Below are 20,650 nucleotides of genomic sequence, written 5' to 3' on the forward strand. Positions count from 1 at the left end.
CGCCTGGCTCCATGTCCCGCCGATGACACGGGCACCGCACCCCAGCTGCCCGAGCCAGACGGGACAGCACGCCGGGGAGTCCTCTACGGGCCGGGATGGTCGCCCAGGATCTCGCTGCCGTACTCAGTCGCAAGCTGCAGCAGGCGCTGTGGGTCTGCAAGGAGCTGTTCTTCACCGACTCGGGCCACCGTGTCGAAGAAGCCCTGCAGTCCCGGCGGGGACACGACCGTGAGCATCCGCACCGGCGCGTCGGACACCCGGCGCAGGGCATGAGCCACACCGCGCGGCACGACGAGGAATGTCCCCGGCCTCGCCAGGGTCTCACCGTCGCCGATCCACGCCGCCATTTCTCCGGACAGTACGTAGAAGGCTTCTTCGGCGTTCGTGTGACGGTGAAGAGGGGTGGTCTCACCCCAGAACTCCTCCTCCACCAGGGAGTACGCTCCTGCGGTGGCGGAACCGTCGGTCTTCATCGTGTAGGTGGAACCGAAGGCGGTCACCTGCGCTCCGGTGCCCGGCGGCACGAACTGTGGCGAGGACATGCGGCTCACTCCCAGTTGATGCGATTCGAGCGATGTCGACGGTCTGGGGCACGCCGGCCAGAAGGGCCCAGCGACGTGGCGCCCCGACGCGACGACGGGGCGCCAGTCGTCCGCGGATCACCCGAAGGCGCACCGACTCAGCGAGTACCGCACCGGGTGTCCCTGAACGGGCCGCTCTGGGACGAAGGGCTGCTTCAGGGACAGGAGCCCGGCGGTCGGAGGGCCTCGTGCCGCGAGCCGACCCGATGTGCAGCGCTAGCCCTGAGCCGTCACGTTCGTCCACACGGTGCCGACGTTCTCTTCACCGCCACCCTGAGTCGTTGCGAGCAGGCAAGCGCTCAGTGAGGTCCCCGTGGCGGTGAACGAGAAGGTCTGGCTCACTTCGCTCTCGGCGCCCAGATGCACCGCCTGGGTGAACGGCCTGGACGTGCCTTCCTCGAGGAGGAAGAGCCCCTCGCCCCGGTTCAACCGGTCTGCCCCATCCCGTGAGGTCACGGTCGCGTTGCCTGACACCTCGTTCCCTGGCTCGAACGTGGCAACGGTGAGCGTGTGAGGACAGGTCGTGGTGACCACGGGCACGGTTCCCGCCGTCGCCGCAGGCGCGAGCAAGACCGCGGTCGCTGTCGTGGTGGTCGCCAGTGCCGCGACCGCCGGAACTGCTACGAGACGTCTCCTCAAGGCCATCGCCCCCTGGCGCTGTAGCGGACTGCCGCCCGTCGATGGCCAGCCTCGAGATCGTCCTTCGTTCGCGGTGGCACAGCTCACCGGCGACGGGACGAACACCGTACTAGCAGCGGCCCGGCACGTGTCCAGCCGGCCGTGCGTCGTCTGTGCACCGACTGTGCGTGCTCGGGTGGGGGGACATGGGGACGTGCACCATGTCCGGTCGCGACCTGGACGAGTGTCACCCTGATGGGAGAGGCACGGAGTCGGGCCGGACGCCGAGATGGGCCCGGCCTCCCCACGGACGCCGTCCGAGGACCGGTGGCGGTGTCGCCATCAGCGGCCGGGAGCGGATCGTCATAGCCTCGTCCTCCGCGAACTGTGCCCCTTCACCGCCGGGCGGTCCCGAGCCCTCCTCCCGGCCGGGCAGCACGGGTCCGCGCCCTGCTCGCCACCGGCGCGGGTGGCTCGTGCACACCGGACGACGGCCGAGGTCAGTGCCCCGTCAGGGCGGTCATCGCGCGGTCGAGCAGGCGGGCCGGGCGGCCGGTGCGCCGCTCGCGGTCGTCGATGAGCCCGGCCAGCCGGATCCCCGCGTTGACGCCCAGCCACCGCAGCGGCTCGGGCTCGAACCGGGATGAGCGGTGCCCCACCCACGGCAGCCGGACCACCTCGCTGTCCCGGCCGGTGACCAGATCGGCCAGCGTCCGACCGGCGAGGGCGGCCAGCGCCACGCCGTCCCCGCTGTAGCCGCCGGCGTGCGCGAGCCCGGTGGCCGGGTCGAAGCCGACCGACGGCCACCGGTCTCGGGGCACGCCCAGCACGCCGCCCCAACGGTGGGTGACGCGGACCTCGGCGAGCGCCGGGAACAGCTCGGCGAGGCTGCGCCGCAGCGCGTCGTGCACGCCGTGAGCCCGTTCGGCGGACGGGGAGGTGCGCGACCCGGAGCGGTACGGCGCGCCGCGCCCGCCGAACACGATCCGGCCGTTCCGGGTGCGCTGGGCGTAGACGAACAGCCGCCGCGCGTCGTTGAGCGTCTCCCGACGCCGCGCCGCTCTGCCGCCTCGGCCAGCCCGCGGACCAGCCGCGCCGGGTCGACCGCGGCGCAGTGCGGCGTGAACGTGGCGCCGAGGACCCCGTCGGCCGCGACCCGCTGCCGCGCCTCCGCGCGGGAGAGCCAGCGCAGGTCCTCCTCGGCGAACCCCCGCTGCCGTGCGGCCGCCACCTGCGCGCGCAGCCGGCCCGCCTGCGGCTGCGACACGGCCAGGCACAGGCAGCCGCCCTTGTCCGCCCGCGCGTCGATGCCCTCGGCCTCGGCCATCCGGAGCACGTCGTCGACGGTGGTCCAGGCGGCGCGCCGCCAGGCAGCGGCCGCGGCCGGGGACGACGTGGCGGCCACGGCGTCCTCCTCGACCGGCAGCAGGCCGCAGAGCCAGCCGCCGTTGCGGCCGGACGCACCGAAACCGGCGAACTCGCGCTCGAGGACGACGATCCGCAGCCCCGGGTCCCGGCAGGCGAGGTGGTAGGCGGTCCACAGCCCGGTGAACCCGGCCCCGACGACGGCGACGTCGGCCTCGGTCCGGCCGGTCAGCGCCGGGCGTCGCCGTTCGAGCTCACCGGCCGGCAGCGTGTCGTGCCAGAGCGACAGCGAGCGGGGCGGCCGCACCGCGATCGCCTCAGTCGCCGTCCTCGGTCGCGGGGACGCAGAGCACCGGGCGGTCGGACAGGTGCAGCAGCTTGTGCGACACCGACCCGAGGAACGCGCCGCGCAGCGGGCTCTCGCCCCGCGTCCCGACGACGATCACCCGCCCGTCGTGCCGGTGTGCGGCGTCGATCAGCGCCTGCGCCGGCTTCTCCGACAGCACCTCGACCTCCGTCGCGACGCCGGCCTTCTCGGCCTCCTCCACCGCGTGCGACACCGCCGTCCGGCCCAGCTCGGCGATCGCGCGCTGGTGGGCCTGGAACTCCTCGCCGACCCCGCCCGGCGGCTCGACGCCGTAGACCAGCACCAGCGGCTCGTCGAAGCGCGCGGCCAGCGAGATCGCCATCTCCAACGCCGGCCGGGACCCGGGCGACTCGTCGTAGCCCAGGACGATGCTCACCGCAGGTCCTCGTCGACCTCGATGCGGTCACCGGCGATCCCGGGGCGCTCCTGCCAGTACCGGCCGTCCCTGGCCCGCCAGACGAACATGAGGACGACGCCGACGAGGAAGATGCCCACCCCGATGACCAGCGGCGGTCCGACCCCCAGCCAGGCCTGCCCGGTGTAGGAGTTCTCCGGGTCGGCGATGTCGCGGATCGCGAGCACCAGCAACCAGATCAGCAGCCCCGCCCCGACCAGCGGACCCACCCCGATGAGCAGGAACGACGACACGCTGCGGGTCAGCTGCCGGCGGTGGTAGACCGCGCAGGCGATGCCGGTCAGCGCGTAGTAGAAGGCGATCAGCAGCGACAGCGCGGTGATCGAGTCGAACAGCGCGTTCTCGCTGAGCAGGCTGACCGCGACGAACCAGACGCTGGCGATGCCGCCCACCCACCAGGTCGACACGTCCGGCGTGCGGTGCCGCGGCGAGATGTGGCCGAAGCGGCGCGGGAACGCGTGCCGCCGCGCCATCGACAGCCCGGTGCGCGAGGCCGGGAGGATCGTCGTCTGGGTGGAGGCGATGGCCGCCGTGGCCACGGCCAGCAGGACCACCCAGTCCCAGCCGCCCATCACCTCGGTGGACAGCAGCGCGAAGATCGCCTCCTCCTCGTCGGCGTTCTCCGCCAGGTAGTCGGTGCCGGCGAAGGCGAGGACGGCGATGGCGACGCCGACGTAGGTGACCAGCAGGACGACCGTGGAGGCGATCGCGGCCCGGCCGGGGGTGGAGGTCGAGTCGCGGGTCTCCTCGGTGAGGTTGACCGCCGACTCCCAGCCCCAGTACGCGAAGACCCCGAGCAGCAGCCCTCCGGACAGCGCCGCGCCGCCGGCGCCGAACGGGTTGAGCCAGCTCCAGCTCGGGTCCAGGCCGCCGAGCGGGCTGTCGCCGGTGACCCCGCGGACGATCGCCACCGCGGCGAAGACCAGCAGGGCGAGGGTCTGGGCGATGATCAGCCCGTTCTGCAGGTGGGCCGAGAGCTCGGTGCCCAGCACGCAGATCCAGGTCATCAGCAGGATGAGCGCCACGGTCAGCACGAGGACGACCGCCGTGTTCTCCGCCAGCGCGTCCAGGTTCAGCGTCCGCAGCGTGAAGACGACGCCCACGTTGGCCAGCGACCCGATGATCAGGACGCCGGTCATGGTGATCGCCCAGCCGCCGATCCAGCCCGCCCACGGCCCCATGGCGCGCGTCACCCAGGAGAACGTCGTCCCGCAGTCGGGGTCGACCCGGTTGAGCGCGGCGAAGGCCGAGGCGATCAGGAGCATCGGCACGAACGAGGCCAGCAGCACGCCTGGGGCGTTGACCCCGGTGAGCGCCACCAGGGCGCCGATGATGGCCGCCAGCGAGTACGCGGGCGACGTGGACGCCAGCCCGATCACGAGGGCGTCGACGAAGCCGATCGCGCCCGGCCGGAGGGTGGCCTCCGTGTCCGGGCGGACGGCAGGGTCCGCGGGGTCCGCGCTCATGCGACGGTTATCGCAGCACAACCGCCTGTCGGCAAGGGTTTGCCGGGTTCAAACCTGTCGAAGCCACGGAAGCAGTGGCTAGGGTGGCCGCCACCTGTGGAGGTGGGAGATGCGCATCCTGCTCGTCGGCGCCGGCGGGGTCGGCAGCGCGGTCGCCGCGATCGCGGCCCGTCGGGGGTTCGTGGAGCGGCTCGTCGTCAGCGACTACGACCTCGCCCGCGCGGAGAAGGCGGTCGCCGCGACCGGGGACCCTCGGTTCGTGGCCGCCCGGGTCGACGCGAGCGACGAGGACGGCGTCCGCGCGCTCCTGGCCGAGCACCGCTGCGACGCGCTGCTCAACGCGACCGACCCGCGCTTCGTGATGCCGCTGTTCCGCGCCGCGCTGGCCGCCGGCGTCGACTACCTCGACATGGCCATGTCGCTGTCCCGCCCCCATCCGGACCGGCCCCACGAGGAGACGGGGGTGAAGCTCGGCGACGAGCAGTTCGCCCTGGCCGGCGAGTGGGAGGCGGCCGGACGGCTGGCGCTGGTCGGCATCGGCGTGGAGCCCGGGCTCTCCGACGTCTTCGCCCGCTACGCCGCCGACCACCTGTTCACCGAGATCGACGAGCTCGGCGTCCGGGACGGCTCGGACCTCACCGTCCGCGGCCACGTCTTCGCGCCGTCGTTCAACATCTGGACGACGATCGAGGAGTGCCTCAACCCGCCGGTGGTGTGGGAGCGCGACCGCGGCTGGTACACGACCGAGCCGTTCAGCGGGCCGGAGGTCTTCGACTTCCCGGAGGGCATCGGCCCCGTCGAGTGCGTCAACGTGGAGCACGAGGAGGTGCTCCTCATGCCGCGGTGGGTCGACGCGAAGCGGGTCACCTTCAAGTACGGGCTCGGCTCGCACTTCATCGGCATCCTCAAGACGCTGCACGAGCTGGGCCTGGACTCCACCACGCCCGTCCGGGTCCGGGACGTCGAGGTCTCCCCCCGCGACCTGGTCGCCGCCGCGCTGCCCGACCCCGCGGGGCTCGGCGACCTGATGACCGGCAGGACCTGCGCCGGGCTCTGGGTCAGCGGCACCGGCACCGACGGCCGCCCGCGGCAGGTGTACCTGTACCACGTCGTCGACAACGCCTGGTCGATGGCCGAGTACGGGTCGCAGGCCGTCGTCTGGCAGACCGCGGTCAACCCCGTGGTCGCCCTCGAGCTGCTGGCGACCGGGCAGTGGCGGGGCCGCGGGGTGCTCGGCCCGGAGGCCTTCGACGCGGTGCCCTTCCTCGACCTGCTCACCGCCTACGGCTCCCCCTGGGGGATGCGCGAGGGCGGGTAGGCATCAGGCCACCCCGCCCGACCTCCCTGGAGGCGACCCCGTGGAACAGCAGACCCCCATCGGCCCCGTGGACGCCACCCGGGTCCCCCGCTACGCCGGCCCGGCCACGTTCGCCCGGCTCCCCCGCCTCGACGAGGTCTCCCGTGCCGACGTCGCCGTCGTCGGCGTCCCGTTCGACTCCGGCGTGAGCTACCGGCCCGGTGCCCGGTTCGGCCCCGGACACGTGCGGGCGAGCTCCAAGCTGCTGCGCCCCTACAACCCGGCCCTGGACGCCACCCCGTTCGGCACGCAGCAGGTGGCCGACGCCGGCGACATCGGCGTCAACCCGTTCGACCTCGCGGACGCCATCGCGACCATCGACCGCGAGATGACCGAGCTGCGGGCGGGCGGCGCGCAGCTGCTCACCATCGGCGGCGACCACACCATCGCACTGCCCGTCCTGCGCTCGCTGGCCCGCGACTCCGGGCCGGTGGCCGTCCTGCACTTCGACGCGCACCTCGACACCTGGGACACCTACTTCGGAGCGCCCTACACGCACGGCACGCCGTTCCGGCGGGCCAGCGAGGAGGGGCTGATCGACCTCGAGCGCTCGGTGCACGTCGGCATCCGCGGCCCCCTGTACAGCGAGCAGGACCTCGAGGACGACGCCGTCCTCGGCTTCCAGGTGGTGCGCGCCGACGACTACGAGGTCGACGGGGTCCGCGGCGCGGTCGACCGGGTGCGCCGCCGGCTCGGGGACGGGCCGGTCTACGTCTCGGTCGACATCGACGTCCTGGACCCGGCGCACGCCCCGGGCACCGGGACGCCGGAGGCCGGCGGGCTGACCAGCCGGGAACTGCTGCAGACCCTGCGCGGGCTGGTCGGGGTCGACGTCGTCGGCGCCGACATCGTGGAGGTCTCCCCGCCCTACGACCACGCCGAGCTGACCGGCATCGCCGCCGCGCACGTCGGCTACGAGCTGCTGTCGGTGCTGGCGCTGAACCGGCAGGCCTGACGTCCGGGCCGTGCGGCGCCCGGGGCCGGACGCCGCACGGCCTGCGGTCCTCAGGCGGGCGCCCGCACCAGCCGGGCCAGCTCGGCCGCGGCCACGCAGGTGCGCGCCACGGCGTCGTCCCGGACGCCGCCGGCCTGGTCGCGCACCTGCGCGAACCGGGCGATGGCCGCGGACCGGCCGGCGGCGAACCGCTCGACGTCCCCGCCTGCGTCCCGCAGCAGCGCCTCGGTGAGCGCGACCCGGTGCTGGTCGATCTCCTCCCGCAGCGCCGCGCGGGCGGCGACCACCCAGTGCGAGTCGCCGGGCTGCTCGGCCGTCCAGGCGTGCAGCCGGGGCAGGTCGAGCAGCTCCCCCACCGCCGCGTGCGCCGCCACCACCCGGCCGATCCCCGCGCCGGTCTCGCGGGCCAGCGCCGCCAGGTCGACCAGGTCGGCCTGGGCGCCGAGGACGGCGACCCGCGCGGCGAGCTCCGGCGCGGCGCCGGCCGCGACCAGGTCGTCCCGCAGCGCGCGGGCGCGGTCGCCCTCTGCGCCCGGACGGTCCAGCCAGGTGGCCGGGGCCAGCTCGGCGACCACGGCGGCCAGCGCGGGCGCCGACGCGGTCAACCGCGCCGGGTCGGGGTGGGCCCGCAACAGCCGGTCGGCGGTGGACTCGGTCGCCGCCTGCAGCTCGGGCAGCGCCAGCCGCTCCACCGCCAGGGGCACCTCGCCGTCGACGAGCGCCCACACCGCGTCGAGGTCCAGGACGCGGGTGGCGACCGTGTAGGCGCGGGCCGCGACCGCCGTCGGGACGCCGTGCCGCTCCTCCAACCGCAGCAGGAAGCCCGGGCCCACGCGGTTGACCAGGTCGTTGGCCAGCTGGGTGGCGGCGATCTCCCGTGCCAGCGGGTGGGCGGCCCCCCGGTCCGGCCAGCGCTCGCGCACCGCCCGCGGGAAGTAGGCCGACAGCAGCCCGGCCGTCGACGGGTCGTCGGGCAGGTCGCTCGCCAGCAGCTCCTCGCGCACCAGGTTCTTCGAGTGGGCCAGCAGCACCGCCGCCTCGGGCCGGGTGAGCCCGGAGCCGGCCTGGCGCAGCCGTTCGACCTCCGCCTCGCCCGGCAACTGCTCCAGGCCGCGGTCGAGGCCCGCCTGCCGCTCCAGGTCGCTGATCAGCCGGGCGTGCCGGTCGAGCAGGAACGGGGCCTGCGCCGCACAGACCGACAGCGCCCGGGCCTGCAGCGCGTTGTCGGCCAGCACCGCGGCGGCGACCTCGCCCTCCACCGCGCGGAGCACCGTGTCCCGCTCGGCGCGGGGCACGCCCTGCAGCAGGACCTTGAGGTTGACCTCGCGGTCGGAGGTGTCGACGCCGGCGGAGTTGTCGATGAAGTCGGTGTTGAGCGCGACCCCGCGCCGCGCCGCGGCCACCCGGGCGCGCTGGGTCAGGCCCAGGTTGCCGCCCTCGCCGACGACCCGGCAGCGCAGCTCGCCCGCGGTCACCCGGACCGCGTCGTTGGCGCGGTCGCCGACCTGCGCGTCGGTCTCGTCGTCGGCCCGGACGTAGGTGCCGATGCCGCCGTTCCACAGCAGGTCGACCGGCGCCCGCAGCACCGCCCGGACCACCTCGGCCGGCGACAGCTCCGCGGCGTCCACGCCGAGCCGGGCCCGCGCCTGCGGGGACAGCGGCACGGTCTTGGCGTCCCGCCGGAACACGCCCCCGCCCGGGGAGAGGACGGCGCGGTCGTAGTCGTCCCACGACGAGCCGGCCAGCGCGAACAGCCGGCGGCGCTCGGCCGCGGACCGGGCCGGGTCGGGGTCCGGGTCGAGGAACAGGTGCCGGTGGTCGAAGGCGGCCACCAGCCGCAGCCGGTCCGACAGCAGCATGCCGTTGCCGAACACGTCGCCGGACATGTCCCCGATCCCGACGACGGTCAGCTCCCCGTCCGGGTCGACGCCGAGCTCGCGCAGGTGGCGGCGCACCGAGACCCACGCGCCGCGGGCGGTGATGCCCATGGCCTTGTGGTCGTAGCCGGTGGAGCCGCCGGAGGCGAACGCGTCGCCCAGCCAGAAGCCGCGGCGCTCGGCCACCTCGTTCGCCAGGTCGGAGAAGGTCGCCGTTCCCTTGTCGGCGGCCACGACCAGGTAGGGGTCGGGGCCGTCGTGCACGACGGTCCGCGGCGGGTGCACCACGCGGTCGCCGTCGCGGTCGTCGGTGACGTCGAGCAGGGCGTCGACGAAGGTCCGGTAGGCCTCGGCGACGCGGGCCTGCAGCTGCGGGCGGTCCAGGCCACGCAGGTCGCCGCGGACGACGAACGCGCCCTTCGCGCCCGCCGGCACGATGACCGCGTTCTTCACCATCTGGGCCTTCACCAGGCCGAGCACCTCGGTGCGGAAGTCCTCGGGCCGCTCCGACCAGCGCAGGCCGCCCCGGGCGACCCGGGCGCCGCGCAGGTGCAGTCCCTCCATCGCCGGTGAGCAGACGAAGGTCTCCATGTCCGGCCGGGGCGCCGGCAGCAGGTCGAGGTCGCGGGAGGCGATCTTCAGCGCCAGCGCCGGGCGGGGCGCGCCGTCGGCGTCCACCTGGTAGCGGTTGGTGCGCACCACGGCGGCCAGTACGTCGCGCAGGCCGCGCAGGATGCGGTCCTGGTCGAGGCTCGTCGTGCGGCTGAGCAGCTCGGCGAGGTGCCCGGCGGCCGACGCCGCGGCCGCGGGGTCGGCCGCGTCCGGGTCGTGCCGGGCGGCGAAGTGCGCCAGCAGCGCGCGGGCGAAGTCGGGGGCGGCCAGCACCGTCTCCTCGACGTAGCCGCGCGACAGGCCCAGGCCGACCTGCGCGAGGTAGCGGCAGGCCGCGCGGAGGACGGCGACGTCCCGGACCGGCAGCCCCGCCCCGACGGTGAGCCGGGACAGGCCGTCCAGCTCGGTCTCCCCTGCCCAGGCCGCGGCCAGCGCCGACTCCAGCCGGGGCAGGGCCGCGCCGGCCGCGCTGCCGGGCGGGAGGACCAGTTCGAGCCGGGACGCCGGGGCGCCGTCGTCCGCCGTCGCGGGTGCCGCGTCGGCCACCCGCACCCCGAGCCGGTCGAAGACCGGCACGACGTCGGCGAGCAACGGCCGCTCGCCGGGCCAGGTGACCAGGCCGCGGACCCGGTCGCCGCCGGGCGCGCCCGGCTCGGGCCGCAGGGTCAACCGCCGGCGGGTGCCGACGGTGGCCGGGGCGTTCACCGCGTCGCGGTGTGCTCGTCGAACACGGCGTCGAGGACGTCGAGCGCCTCGGTCAGCAGGTCCTGCCCGATGACCAGCGGGGGCAGGAAGCGCAGCACGTTGCCGAACGTGCCGGCGGTCAGCGTGACGACCCCCTGCGCGTGGCAGGCCCGCGAGACGCGGGTGGTCAGCTCGGCGTCCGGCTCGGTGGTGCCCGGCTTGACCAGCTCGACGGCGATCATCGCGCCGCGGCCGCGCACGTCGCCGACCACGCCGGTGCGCTCCTGGAGCGCGCGCAGTCGCGGCACCATCGTGGCCTCGATGGTGCGGGCGGCGCCGGCGAGGTCCTGCTCGCGCATGGTCCGGATGGTGGCCAGCGCGGCGGCGCAGGCCACCGGGTTGCCGCCGTACGTGCCGCCGAGGCCACCGGTGTGGACGGCGTCGAGCAGCTCGGCACGGCCGGTGAGCCCGGCCAGCGGCAGGCCGCCCGCGATGCCCTTGGCGGTGGTGACCAGGTCCGGGACGACGCCCTCGTGGTCGGAGGCGAACCAGTCGCCGGTGCGGCAGAAGCCGGTCTGGATCTCGTCGGCGATGAACACCGCGCCGGACCGGGTGCACCAGTCGGCGATCGCCGGGAGGAAGCCGGGCGCCGGGACGACGAAGCCGCCCTCGCCCTGGATCGGCTCGATGAGCACCGCGGCGACGTTGTCCGCGCCGACCTGCGACTCGATCACCGAGATCGCGCGGGCGGCCGCCTGGGCGCCGGTCATCCCCGGCTCGTCCCGGAACGGGTAGGACATCGGGACCCGGTAGACCTCGCCGGCGAACGGCCCGAACCCGTGCTTGTAGGGCATGTTCTTGGCGGTCAGCGCCATCGTGAGGTTGGTGCGGCCGTGGTAGGCGTGGTCGAAGACGACGACCGCCGAGCGGCGGGTGGCCACCCGGGCGACCTTGACCGCGTTCTCCACGGCCTCCGCGCCGGAGTTGAACAGCGCCGAGCGCTTCTCGTGGTCGCCGGGGGTGAGCCGGGCCAGCTCCTCGCACACGGCCACGTAGCCCTCGTACGGGCCGACCATGAAGCAGGTGTGGGTGAAGGCGGCGACCTGCGCCTGCACCGCGGCCACCACCTCGGGCGCGGAGTTCCCGACGCTGGTCACGGCGATCCCCGAGCCGAGGTCGATGAGCGAGTTGCCGTCGACGTCGACGACCACCCCGCCGCCGGCCCGCTCGACGTAGACCGGGAGGACGCTGCCCACGGCGGAGGTGACCACGTCCGCGCGGCGGGCGGCCAGCTCCCGTGACCGCGGCCCGGGCACCTCGGTGACCAGCCGCCGCTCCTGGCGGAGGGGTTCGGTTCCGGTGAGCACGTCAGTCATCTCCAGCTCCTCGCAGGCCGGCCGCCCCGGACGGGTGGCACCCGGCGTCCAGCGTGGGCCCCGCGGCCCGTCGGCGGTACTGTCCACTGCGGCGTCCCGAGAGGGCCCTGGTGTCCAATCCGTCGGAGGTTGCCGTGCCGGTCACCGTCGCGACGCTGCTGCGCACCGCCTCCCTGGAGCTGACGCTGCACACCCGCACCGCGGCGGTCGACCGCCCGGTCTCGTGGGTGCACGTCAGCGAGCTGGGCGACCCGACCCCGTTCCTCGCGGGCGGCGAGCTGCTGCTGAGCACCGGCCTCGGCCTCCCGCCCGACGGCGCGGGGATGCGGGACTACGTGCGCCGGCTGGCCGACGTCGGGGTGGTGGGCCTCGGCGTGGGCACGGGCCTGAGCCTCCCCGCGGTGCCCGAGGAGCTCGTCGCGGCGGCGGACGCCCACGGGGTGGCCGTGCTCGAGGTGCCCCGGCAGACACCGTTCATCGCCCTCTCGCGCGCGGTGTCCACCGCCCTCGCAGCGGAGGAGTACGCGGCGGTCGCCCGGACCTCGGCGGTCCAGCAGGAGCTGACCCGCGCCGCGGTCGCCCCCGGTGCGCCGGGCACCGTGGTCGACCGGCTGGCCCGCCACCTCGGCGGGTGGGCGCTGCTCGTCGACGCGGTCGGGACACCGCTGGAGGCCGCGCCGCCGGCCGCCCGGACCCGCGCCGGCGCCCTCGCCCCGGCCCTCGACCGGCTGCGCGGCACACGCCCCCCGGCCGGTGCGGCGCTCACCCAGCCCGGCGAGACGGTGCTGCTGCAGTCGCTGGGCACCGGGACGCGCACGCGCGGGTTCCTCGCCGTCGGGCGCCCCGGGCCGTTCCCCGCCGCCGACCGGCACGTCGTCAACGCCGCCGCGCTGCTGTTGACGCTGCGGTTGGAGCAGTCCCGGGCGCTCGACAGCGCCACCGCCGCGCTGCGGGCCGCGCTGCTGCGGCTGCTGCTCGCCGGCGAGGAGGCCGCGGTGGCCCCGGCGATCGCCGCGCTCGGCGACCGGCTGCCGACCGGACCGGTCCGGCCGCTCGCCGTGCTCGGCAGCGCCGAGCAGCGGGCCGCCGCCGTCGACGTGGCCGCCGACGCCGCGGCGCACGGCCGGGAGCCGGTGTTCTCCGCGGAGCTGGACGACGCGCTCGTCGTCCTGGTCGCCGCCGACGGGCCGCTGGACCGGCGGCTGGCCGTGCTGCCCGAGCGGGTGCCGGGTGCCGTCGTCGGGACGGCGCCGCCCGTGCCGTGGGGCCGGCTGGCCGAGGGCGTGCGGCAGGCCCGGCAGGCCGCCGAGCACGGGCGGGCGACCGGCCGGCCGGTGACCGCCTTCCCCGACCTGGTCGGCCGGGGCCTGGCCGCGCTGCTCGACCCGGACGCCACCACCGCGTTCGCCGAGGCGGCACTCGCCCCGCTGGTCGCCGCCGACCGGGCCGGCCCCGGCGACCTCGTCGAGTCGCTGCGGGTGTGGCTGGCCGCCCACGGCCAGTGGGAGCCGGCCGCCGCCCGCCTCGGCGTGCACCGGCACACGCTGCGCAAGCGCATCCACCGGGCGCAGGAGCTGCTCGGCCGCGACCTGGACTCCCCCGGCGTCCGGGCCGAGCTCTGGCTGGCCCTGCACCCGCCCACCGGCTGAGCACGCACGAGGGCCCGGCCGGCCGGACCGGCCGCGTGCGGACGGGACCGTCGGCGGTGCCGACTGCGCCGCCGGCGGTCCCGGATGGGCTAGGGCGACGAGGGCCCCGGTCGGTTACACCTCCTCGAGCGGACCGTCCATGGCGAACCGGCGGAGGACGTTGCCGGTCAGCACGGAGACGTTGTTGCGGTACTCGTTCCAGGAGAGGCTGGCGCACCACGACATGGACGAGGCGGCGAACATGGCCCCACCGTTCTTCGTCGAGAAGTACGTGATGTCGCCTCGGACCGCAGGGTGCTCGGGCCCGTTCATCCCGGAGTGCACGAAGTACTGCTCCTCCGGGACCAGACCCCAGTTGGGGCTGTGGCCGTACGAGCTCGCGACGAGGTAGGCGTTCGGTGGCGTCCCCAGGCTCTGGTCGTAGCGGTCGACCTCCAGGCCGGCGGCGCCACCACCGACGAGGCCGAAGTCCCCGATGACCTCGTCCGGGCCGATGCCCTCGAACATCCACTTCAGGCTCGGCTCCCGCGCGTCCGGCATCGGGACGAACCCGGTGGAGACGTCCAGGCCGTGCGAGGTGTAGACGACGCCCCACACCTTGGCGGAGGCGCGGGCCCTCATGCGCCACAGGCCGCCGCGCTCGCCGCTGGTGCTGTGGTGGAGCTCGCCCGGCCGGGCCCGCCAAGCCTGGTCTCCCGACTCCCCCTTCCGGATCTCCATGAGCCAGGGCTTCTCCGGGTGCTGGGAAGCGATCCAGTACATGCCGTTGCCGGCGAGGTACATGCCACGGCCGCCCTCGGCCAGGTAGTCCTCCCAGGCATCGATCATCTCGCGGGTGTAGTACTCCGGGTGCGAACCGGTGACGACGACGTTGTAGCGGCGGAACAGGTCCGTCCCCTCCGCCATGAGGTCGTGGTCGGTCGCGACGTCGAAGGTCAGACCCTGTGCGGTCAGCCAGTCGACCAGTTGCAGATCGGCGGGGAACTGCCAGACCGATCCGAACTCGTGGCGATAGCGCGGCCGCATGTTGAGGATCGGCCGGCGCCACGACGTGTACTGACAACCTCGGCCGTCCACGTGGTAGTCGTAGGTCGACAACCCGTAGACGTCGGGCCGCTCGTTCAGCTCCAGGTCCGTGTCTTCGAGCACCCCGACGTGGCCCATGATCGCCTGGGCGCTGGGGGCGTTCTGCATGACCTGCGAGTTCGCGTAGGCGAGGTAGCTGACCGTGGGGATGAGCAGGAGGACCTTGGCTGTCGCCGTGCCCCTGGGCGGGGTCACGAAGAACGGCACCTGATCCTCGTGGCGGCCCTGGCGGACTCGTACCGCGTAGCACCCAGAGGGCAGGTCGTCGGGGAGGCGGAGTTCGAAGTCCGGCTCCCACCGGCAGTCGTCCAGCGAGTCCTCGTGGAACCAGATCGCCCCGTACTGCTCCGGGGCGTGGACGAAGTGCTCGATGCGCCCGGCCCAGTTCCACCCGGTCATGCCACGGTCGGGCTGGTTGACGCACCTGCCGTGCAGCCCGTTGCCGGAGACGTCCCGGATGACGTCGGTCGGGACGCCGTCCGCACCGATGCCGGCCGCGAAGTCCCAGCGGGCCAGCACCGCTGAGGGCGTGATCCGCTCACCGGCTGCGAGCCGCGCGGCGGCCGCCGGATCGAGAGCTCCCCGGTAGACCGACGGCGAGTCGATCTTGCCGTTGAAGTTCCCCACGACCCACGTCCGGTCGGCTGAGGACGCCTCGGCCAGGCCGGCGATGAGCACGGGCACGTCCGCGGTCGCCGGCCGGACGGCGGTGGACGCGCTGACCGAGGTGTCGGAGTCCAGCGGGAAGACCTTCCCGAACCGGCTGTTGGTGCTCGTGACCACCGACCGTTGGTGGAGGCTCAGGGTCCCTTCGGCTGCGTCGTACGTGGCGGTCACCGAGTAGAACGTGTCGGGGAACAACGGCCGGTCACTGCGGACGACGTCGGTGGCGCCGGTGCCGTCCCCCACGACGAACGCGAGCGCACCGTCTTCGTCCACGACGAGCGCCCAACCCGCCTCCTGCTCAGAGTCCCACCGGGAGACGATGCCCTGCCGCCCCCGGGACGGGGTCATGGCACTGATGAACGCGTGGACACTCAGGCCGTCACTGCCGGCCAGGGCCCCGCGCAGGTCGGGCACCTCGACGTACCCGCCGACCTGGGTCCGCTGGTACCGCGCGGGATGGCTGCCGTTGATGTCGTGCGGGATCGCGTCCTCACGCGGTCCGGGGCCGACGGGGTTGAGGTCCCCGTTGATGAGGCGGACGAGTTCGGCCGTGTACTCGCCGGGCTCGTCCGAGGACACGTAGAACCGGAGCGACTCCCCCGGGGCCACGCTGGGGCGGTCGCAGTAGCCACGGATGCTCAGCACGCCCATCAGTCGTCTCCCTCGCCGCGATTGACCTGCAGAGCGGCGCGGAGCTTCTCGACGCGCGCCATGAAGACCGCGTGCACGGCCTCGTCCTCGGTTGCGTACGTCGTCTCGTCGAGCATCGCTGCCGGCCGGCCTCGGCCGGTGACGATGCCGATCGTGTACTGCTCGTAGGGCTTGACGGCGTAGACGAACTCCTTGCCGATGATCGGCGCGTTGCGGAAGTAGTTGAGCACCAGGTGGAGGGTCGCGCTGTGGTGCCCCTGGGCCTGCATGGGGTTGCGCTCGTGCTCGGCGATGAGGTCGTCGTCGATCATCGCGGCGATCTCGGCTCCACGTCTCCGGTAGAAGTACTCGACCCAGTCGGTGGCGTGGTCCCGGCACTCGGCCGGAGCGGTGACAGGCATGTGCTCCTCCATGGGTGTCGAACGGGTGTGGGAGGTGGCGGCAGGGACCAGGCGCTGAGGAGCCGCTGACGCGGGCTCCCAGGTCCGGCCGATCGAGAAGCCGGGCGTGCGGTCGCCCAGGGGGCGACGGTGCGCCCGGATGGTGGGAGGCGAGTCACGAGTGCGGGTGGCGTCCCGGCGAGGCGGGACGCCACCCCCCCGGTCAGACGAGTTCCTCCACCGGCTCGTCCGCAGCGAACTTCCGCAGGACGTTGGCGGTCATCCGGGAGACGTTGTTGTCACCGTTGCGGACCGGGAGGCTCCCGCACCACGTCATCGACGAGGCGCTGAAGACGGCGCCGCCCTGCGGGGTCGTGAAGTACACCAGGTCGGCCCGGATCCGGGGGTGTTCGATGCCGTTCATCCCCGCGTGCGGGAAGAACTGCTCCTCGGGGACCAGCACGGCGTTCACGCTGTGCCCGTGCGAGCTGCCCAGCAGGAGCGCGTGCGGCGGCGTGCCGAGACTGAGGTCGTAGATGTCCATCTCCAGACCCGCGGCACCGCCGTTTACCAGCCCGAAGTCGCCGATCACCTCGTCCGGGCCGATCCCCTCGAAGATCCAGGCCACCGCCGGGTCGCGGGCGTCGGGCAGCTGCACGTAGCCGGTCGAGACGTCCAGCCCGTGCGAGCTCATCCCGGTGCCCCAGGTCTTCTGCGGCGCCCGGCCGCGCATCCGCCAGATGCCGCCCCGCTCGGGGCTGAACTCGTGGTGGTACTCGCCGGGCCGGGCCCGCCAGGCCTGGGTGCCCGTCTCGCCCTTGCGGACCTCGATCATCCAGGGCTTGTCCGGGTGCACGGAGGTGACCCAGATGAAGCCGTTGCCTGCCAGGTACATCCCCCGGCCGCCGGTGGCCAGGTAGTCCTCCCAGGCGTCCATCATCGGGCCGCTGTAGTACTCCGGGTGCGTGCCGGTCAGCACCACGTTGTAGCGGCGGAGCAGCTCCAGACCCTCGGCATGCAGGTCGTGATCGGTGATCACGTCGTACTCGAAACCGGAGGTCTCCAGCCACCCGAGCAGTTGCATGTCCGCTGGGAACTGCCACAGCGAGCCGAACTCGTGGCGGTAGCGGGGCCGCATGCTCAGCAGGGGTCGGCGCCACGAGCTGTACTGCACGCCCCGGCCGTCCGCGTGGTAGTCGTAGGTCGACAGCCCGTACCGCGGATCGCGGTGCAGCTCGAGGTCGCGGTCCTCGATGCTGGTGAAGACGCCCATGATCGCCTGGGCCGTCGGCGCGTTCTGCATGTCCTGGCTGTTGGCGTACGCCAGGTAGCTCAGGGTCGGGATCAGGACGGCGATCCGGGCCGTCGCGGTGCCGCGTGGCGGCAGCACGAAGAACGGGATCTGGTCCTCGTGCTCGCTGGAGGTGACCACCAGCGCGTAGGCCCCGCTGGGCAACCCGTCGGGCACTCGCAGCTCCAACGGGTCGGTCCACGAGCAATCGTCGAGCGAGTCGTCGTGGAACCAGATCGCCCCGTACTGCTCGGGGCAGTGCAGGTAGTTCTCCTCGTGCCCGTCCCAGTTCCAGCCGGTCATCGCCCGGTCGGGCTGGTTGACGCAGCGCCCGTCCAGGCCGTTGCCGGACACGTCGGTGACGTCGTCGGAGGCCACACCGCCGGCGTGCACCTGCCGCGTGAAGTCCCAGTGCGCGATCAGCTCGGCACCTTCGGGGACACCGCCGGTGTGCAGGGCGTCCCGCTGCTCCCGCGGCAGCGCGCCGCGCAGCACCTTGGGGGCATCGATCTTGCCGTTGAACAGGCGGGTCACCCAGGTGCGCCCGTCGGCCACCTCCTCGGTGACCCCGGCGAGCACGACGGGCATCTGCGGGTCGGCGACCGACACGGTGCCGGTGGCCGTCGCGGCGGCGTCGGAGTCCAGTGGCACCACGTGGCCGAGCCGGCTGTTGGTCCGGGTCAGGCTGACCCGCTGCTCGAGGAAGAGCTCCCCCGAGCCGGGGTCGAAGCCGGCGACGAGGGAGTAGAAGACCTCCGGGAACAGCCGCCGGTCGGTGCGCACCACGGTGCGGGCCCCGGTGCCGTCGGCGACGGTGAGCGTCGGGAAGCCGTCCTCGAGGGTGAGGGCCCAGCCGCTGCCCGTCGCGTCGTCCCAGCGGCTCACCACGCCCTGGTCCTTCTGTGGGGTCGTGGCCCACACGAAGGCGTGCACGGTGAGCCCGTTCTCGCCGGCGAGCGAGCCGCCTCCGTCGGGGACGACGACGTGGCCGCCGATCTGCGTCCGCTGCGGGCGACCGGCGTGCTCGCCGTCGACGTCCGACCCCACTGGGGTGAAGGTCAGGTGGTCGACGTGGTCGCCGTCGGTGACGCGGGTCTGCCCGCCGTCCGCGGTGGGCTGGTCGGCGCAGCCGATGCGCACCAGTCGTGCGGTGTACTCAGCCGGCTCGTCGGTGCTGACGTAGAAGCGGACTACCTCGCCGGGCGCGACGCTCGGTCGGTCGCAGTAGCCCCGGATGAACAGCTCAGACATCCCCGTCCTCCTGACCGAGCGCGCCGTCGAGGCCGTGCGCCGCCAGACGCTGCAGGAAGACGGCGTGGACGGCCTCTGTCTCGCTCGTGTAGCGGGTCTCCGACAGCAGGGTCGCCGGTTCCCCACGGGCCGTCATCAGCGCGAGCCCGTAGTCGTCGTAGGCATGCCGCAGGTGCACGAAGGGCTTCTCGTCCATCGGGTACGCGGGACCGCGGACGAAGTTGAGCACGAGGTTCAACTCGTGGCTGTGCGGTCCTCGCGGGTTGGCCCGGTGGGCCTCGACGAGTTCCGGCGTGACCAGCGGCCGGAGGGCCTCGACCCGGCGCCGACGGAACTCCTCCATCCAGTCCTCGGACTTGTCCCGCGTCGTCGTGGGATCGGACAGGGGCATCGCTTCTCCTCACTCCCTCCGGGACAGGGGATCGCCGGCGCAGCCGCGAGGGCGCGCGGGCGTCGAGGAGGGATGTGAGAAGGCTAGGAACGGGTGCGCTGTGCCACATCGGCCTCGCTGCACGAACTGCCGCGCCGACTTGTGCGCAGCGCACACAGCGGTCAGGAGCCGGACGGCTGTCCCAGCCACTCGGTGATCAGCAGCGCGTTGTGCAGTTCCGAGCCGGTGTGGTGCACCGAGCGTCCGAGGAGCTGTTCGGCCCGCTGCACGCGGTAGCGCACGGTGTTGCGGTGGATGCCGAGCTCCTCAGCGGTCCGGGCATGACTGCGTCCGGTGTCCAGGAACACCCGGATCGTCCGGCGCAGTCGTCCCATCTCCGGGCTGTCCCCGCCGAGTTCTCCCAGCTGCCGACGGACGTAGTCCGCGGCGGCGTCCCGGTCCGCGGTCAACAGCGTGACGAGGGCGATCTCGGCGTAGTGCGTGATCGACGGGGCGGGGCGCCGGGCCTGCGCGACGGCCACCTGCACCCGCCCCGCGTCCTCGTGGGTGACGCGGAACCCCGGTACCCCCCGCGCGGCCTGGCCGATCGCGACGTGAACGTCCCCGACGTCCCCCAGCCCGAGCACGGGCCCGGGAGCTGTCGCCGGCTGGACGCCGTCCCCCGAGGTGACCTCGACCCATCCCCACGTCTCGTTCGGGCCCCGGTCCATCAGCAGGTAGCGCCGACCCAGTGCGCGGCACACCCGCTCCGCGACGTTGGTCGGGTGGAGGGCGGCGACGCCCAGAGGAGCGCGGGAGTCCCGCCAGACGACGACCGCCTGGTGGACCGACGAGATCGGATAGCCCAGTTCCGCGACCTGCTGGTCGGTGGGCACCCGACCGGAGAGGAGCTCCAGGACCGTCTGCTCCCGGACGTGCGGTCCCCACGGCCCTTGGGTCAGCAACTCGTCCTCGTACTCCGCGAGCACCTGCTGCGCTGCCCGGTCGAGGTACTCGAACAGCTCGGCCTCCGCGTGCTCGGCCGCCCGAGCCAGTTCAGAGGCGGGAAGACCCGCTGCTGCCAGGCGGGGGAACACCCAGCGCCGCCAGATGAGCTGGTGTCCGACGTAGTAGATGCGCTGCAACGAGTGCGGTGACACCCGGTCGTGCGCCAGCCGCCGCGGCCACGCGAGGGCGCTGGGCGGCACCGTGAGGCTCGCACTGGACACCCGGTGGGCGAGCATCCGGAACATGGTGTGCAGGTTGTCGCTCACACTCGCCTCGAGAGCCGCCGTCTCCTGACGGTCGCGAACGAGGTCGTCGCGGAACCTCACGAGCAACTCGCCGATCAGTTCGCGCGTCAGTCGCGGGACCTCGACGAGCAGCTCCGTCGCGACTGCCGAGACGACGTCGCTCCAGCCGTGCACCACCGGGGGCCAGCTGTCGTACGACCGGTCCAGGTCCGTGCTGAGGGACGCCGTCCCCCGCTCCCCGGCCGGGGCGTCAGCTGCCCGGACCGGCAGCAGCCGGCGGCCGGTGCTCGGACGGGGGTGGGACACGTCCGCCAGAGGGGACGTCGAGGCCTCCGGGCCGTACAACAGGCAGCTCCTTACAGGGACGTGTTGTCGGACCC

Annotated in this window: 15 protein-coding genes and 1 pseudogene; 3 read left to right on the forward strand and 13 right to left on the reverse strand. The window is 73.8% G+C overall.

Annotated elements, in window-relative coordinates:
* Positions 1 to 83: 83 nt before the first annotated feature.
* The 6 genes and pseudogenes from ACI782_RS16305 to ACI782_RS16330 all read right to left on the reverse strand — a co-directional run bounded on the left by ACI782_RS16305 (position 84) and on the right by ACI782_RS16330 (position 4,812).
* A complete protein-coding gene (locus tag ACI782_RS16305; protein WP_456911167.1) occupies positions 84 to 542 on the reverse strand; it encodes a cupin domain-containing protein in 459 nt (152 codons plus the stop codon).
* Between the two features lie 255 nt (positions 543 to 797).
* Positions 798 to 1,115, reverse strand: a complete 318-nt coding sequence (locus tag ACI782_RS16310; protein WP_456911036.1) for a hypothetical protein — start codon at positions 1,113 to 1,115, stop codon at positions 798 to 800.
* A gap of 584 nt (positions 1,116 to 1,699) precedes the next feature.
* Positions 1,700 to 2,314 (reverse strand): NAD(P)/FAD-dependent oxidoreductase, encoded by a 615-nt coding sequence (locus tag ACI782_RS16315; protein WP_456911169.1) that lies wholly within the window; start codon positions 2,312 to 2,314, stop codon positions 1,700 to 1,702.
* Positions 2,260 to 2,871 (reverse strand): annotated as a pseudogene (locus tag ACI782_RS16320) (NAD(P)/FAD-dependent oxidoreductase); the annotation flags it as partial. The pseudogene ACI782_RS16320 and the gene ACI782_RS16315, both read right to left, overlap by 55 nt.
* Before the next feature lie 10 nt (positions 2,872 to 2,881).
* On the reverse strand, positions 2,882 to 3,307 hold the full coding sequence (locus tag ACI782_RS16325) for a universal stress protein (protein ID WP_456911038.1): 426 nt from the start codon (positions 3,305 to 3,307) through the stop codon (positions 2,882 to 2,884).
* Complete coding sequence (locus tag ACI782_RS16330) at positions 3,304 to 4,812, reverse strand: APC family permease (protein WP_456911040.1); 1,509 nt, start codon at positions 4,810 to 4,812, stop codon at positions 3,304 to 3,306. The genes ACI782_RS16325 and ACI782_RS16330 overlap by 4 nt, the downstream gene beginning before the upstream one ends.
* Before the next feature lie 109 nt (positions 4,813 to 4,921).
* Here ACI782_RS16330 and ACI782_RS16335 point away from each other — a divergent pair, with 109 nt between their 5' ends.
* A complete protein-coding gene (locus ACI782_RS16335) occupies positions 4,922 to 6,130 on the forward strand; it encodes a saccharopine dehydrogenase C-terminal domain-containing protein (RefSeq protein WP_456911042.1) in 1,209 nt (402 codons plus the stop codon).
* Positions 6,131 to 6,170: 40 nt separating this feature from the next.
* The gene (gene speB / locus ACI782_RS16340; protein WP_456911044.1) at positions 6,171 to 7,124 is read left to right on the forward strand and encodes an agmatinase; all 954 of its coding nucleotides are present in this window, start codon (positions 6,171 to 6,173) and stop codon (positions 7,122 to 7,124) included.
* Between the two features lie 50 nt (positions 7,125 to 7,174).
* Here the strand turns inward: speB and ACI782_RS16345 are convergent, their stop codons facing one another.
* Positions 7,175 to 10,318, reverse strand: a complete 3,144-nt coding sequence (locus ACI782_RS16345; RefSeq protein WP_456911046.1) for an NAD-glutamate dehydrogenase domain-containing protein — start codon at positions 10,316 to 10,318, stop codon at positions 7,175 to 7,177.
* A complete protein-coding gene (gene gabT / locus ACI782_RS16350) occupies positions 10,315 to 11,673 on the reverse strand; it encodes a 4-aminobutyrate--2-oxoglutarate transaminase (RefSeq protein WP_456911048.1) in 1,359 nt (452 codons plus the stop codon). Before gabT ends, ACI782_RS16345 begins: the two co-directional genes overlap by 4 nt.
* Before the next feature lie 134 nt (positions 11,674 to 11,807).
* Between gabT and ACI782_RS16355 the strand changes: the two genes are divergently transcribed.
* Entirely contained in the window at positions 11,808 to 13,322 is a 1,515-nt protein-coding gene (locus ACI782_RS16355) for a PucR family transcriptional regulator (RefSeq protein WP_456911050.1), read from the forward strand.
* Between the two features lie 114 nt (positions 13,323 to 13,436).
* On the opposite strand, the gene ACI782_RS16360 is transcribed toward ACI782_RS16355, so the two are convergent.
* The 5 genes from ACI782_RS16360 to ACI782_RS16380 form a co-directional block, all read right to left on the reverse strand.
* Complete coding sequence (locus ACI782_RS16360) at positions 13,437 to 15,725, reverse strand: N,N-dimethylformamidase beta subunit family domain-containing protein (protein WP_456911052.1); 2,289 nt, start codon at positions 15,723 to 15,725, stop codon at positions 13,437 to 13,439.
* Positions 15,725 to 16,126, reverse strand: a complete 402-nt coding sequence (locus tag ACI782_RS16365) for a hypothetical protein (protein WP_456911054.1) — start codon at positions 16,124 to 16,126, stop codon at positions 15,725 to 15,727. Before ACI782_RS16365 ends, ACI782_RS16360 begins: the two co-directional genes overlap by 1 nt.
* Positions 16,127 to 16,328: 202 nt before the next feature.
* On the reverse strand, positions 16,329 to 18,647 hold the full coding sequence (locus tag ACI782_RS16370; RefSeq protein WP_456911056.1) for a N,N-dimethylformamidase beta subunit family domain-containing protein: 2,319 nt from the start codon (positions 18,645 to 18,647) through the stop codon (positions 16,329 to 16,331).
* Positions 18,640 to 19,038 carry a hypothetical protein gene (locus tag ACI782_RS16375; RefSeq protein WP_456911058.1) on the reverse strand — a complete coding sequence of 133 codons (399 nt, stop codon included), beginning with the start codon at positions 19,036 to 19,038 and terminating at the stop codon, positions 18,640 to 18,642. Before ACI782_RS16375 ends, ACI782_RS16370 begins: the two co-directional genes overlap by 8 nt.
* Before the next feature lie 161 nt (positions 19,039 to 19,199).
* A complete protein-coding gene (locus ACI782_RS16380) occupies positions 19,200 to 20,576 on the reverse strand; it encodes a PucR family transcriptional regulator (protein WP_456911060.1) in 1,377 nt (458 codons plus the stop codon).
* Positions 20,577 to 20,650 lie beyond the last annotated feature (74 nt).

It is taken from the genome of Geodermatophilus sp. SYSU D00703 (assembly GCF_054050155.1).

Coding starts and splice junctions, on each gene's coding strand:
- ACI782_RS16305 (WP_456911167.1), bottom strand. CDS start 542: ATGTCCTCGCCACAGTTCGTGCCGCCGGGCACCGGAGCGCAGGTGACC.
- ACI782_RS16330 (WP_456911040.1), bottom strand. CDS start 4,812: ATGAGCGCGGACCCCGCGGACCCTGCCGTCCGCCCGGACACGGAGGCC.
- ACI782_RS16335 (WP_456911042.1), top strand. CDS start 4,922: ATGCGCATCCTGCTCGTCGGCGCCGGCGGGGTCGGCAGCGCGGTCGCC.
- gabT (WP_456911048.1), bottom strand. CDS start 11,673: ATGACTGACGTGCTCACCGGAACCGAACCCCTCCGCCAGGAGCGGCGG.
- ACI782_RS16360 (WP_456911052.1), bottom strand. CDS start 15,725: ATGGGCGTGCTGAGCATCCGTGGCTACTGCGACCGCCCCAGCGTGGCC.
- ACI782_RS16365 (WP_456911054.1), bottom strand. CDS start 16,126: ATGCCTGTCACCGCTCCGGCCGAGTGCCGGGACCACGCCACCGACTGG.
- ACI782_RS16370 (WP_456911056.1), bottom strand. CDS start 18,647: ATGTCTGAGCTGTTCATCCGGGGCTACTGCGACCGACCGAGCGTCGCG.
- ACI782_RS16375 (WP_456911058.1), bottom strand. CDS start 19,038: ATGCCCCTGTCCGATCCCACGACGACGCGGGACAAGTCCGAGGACTGG.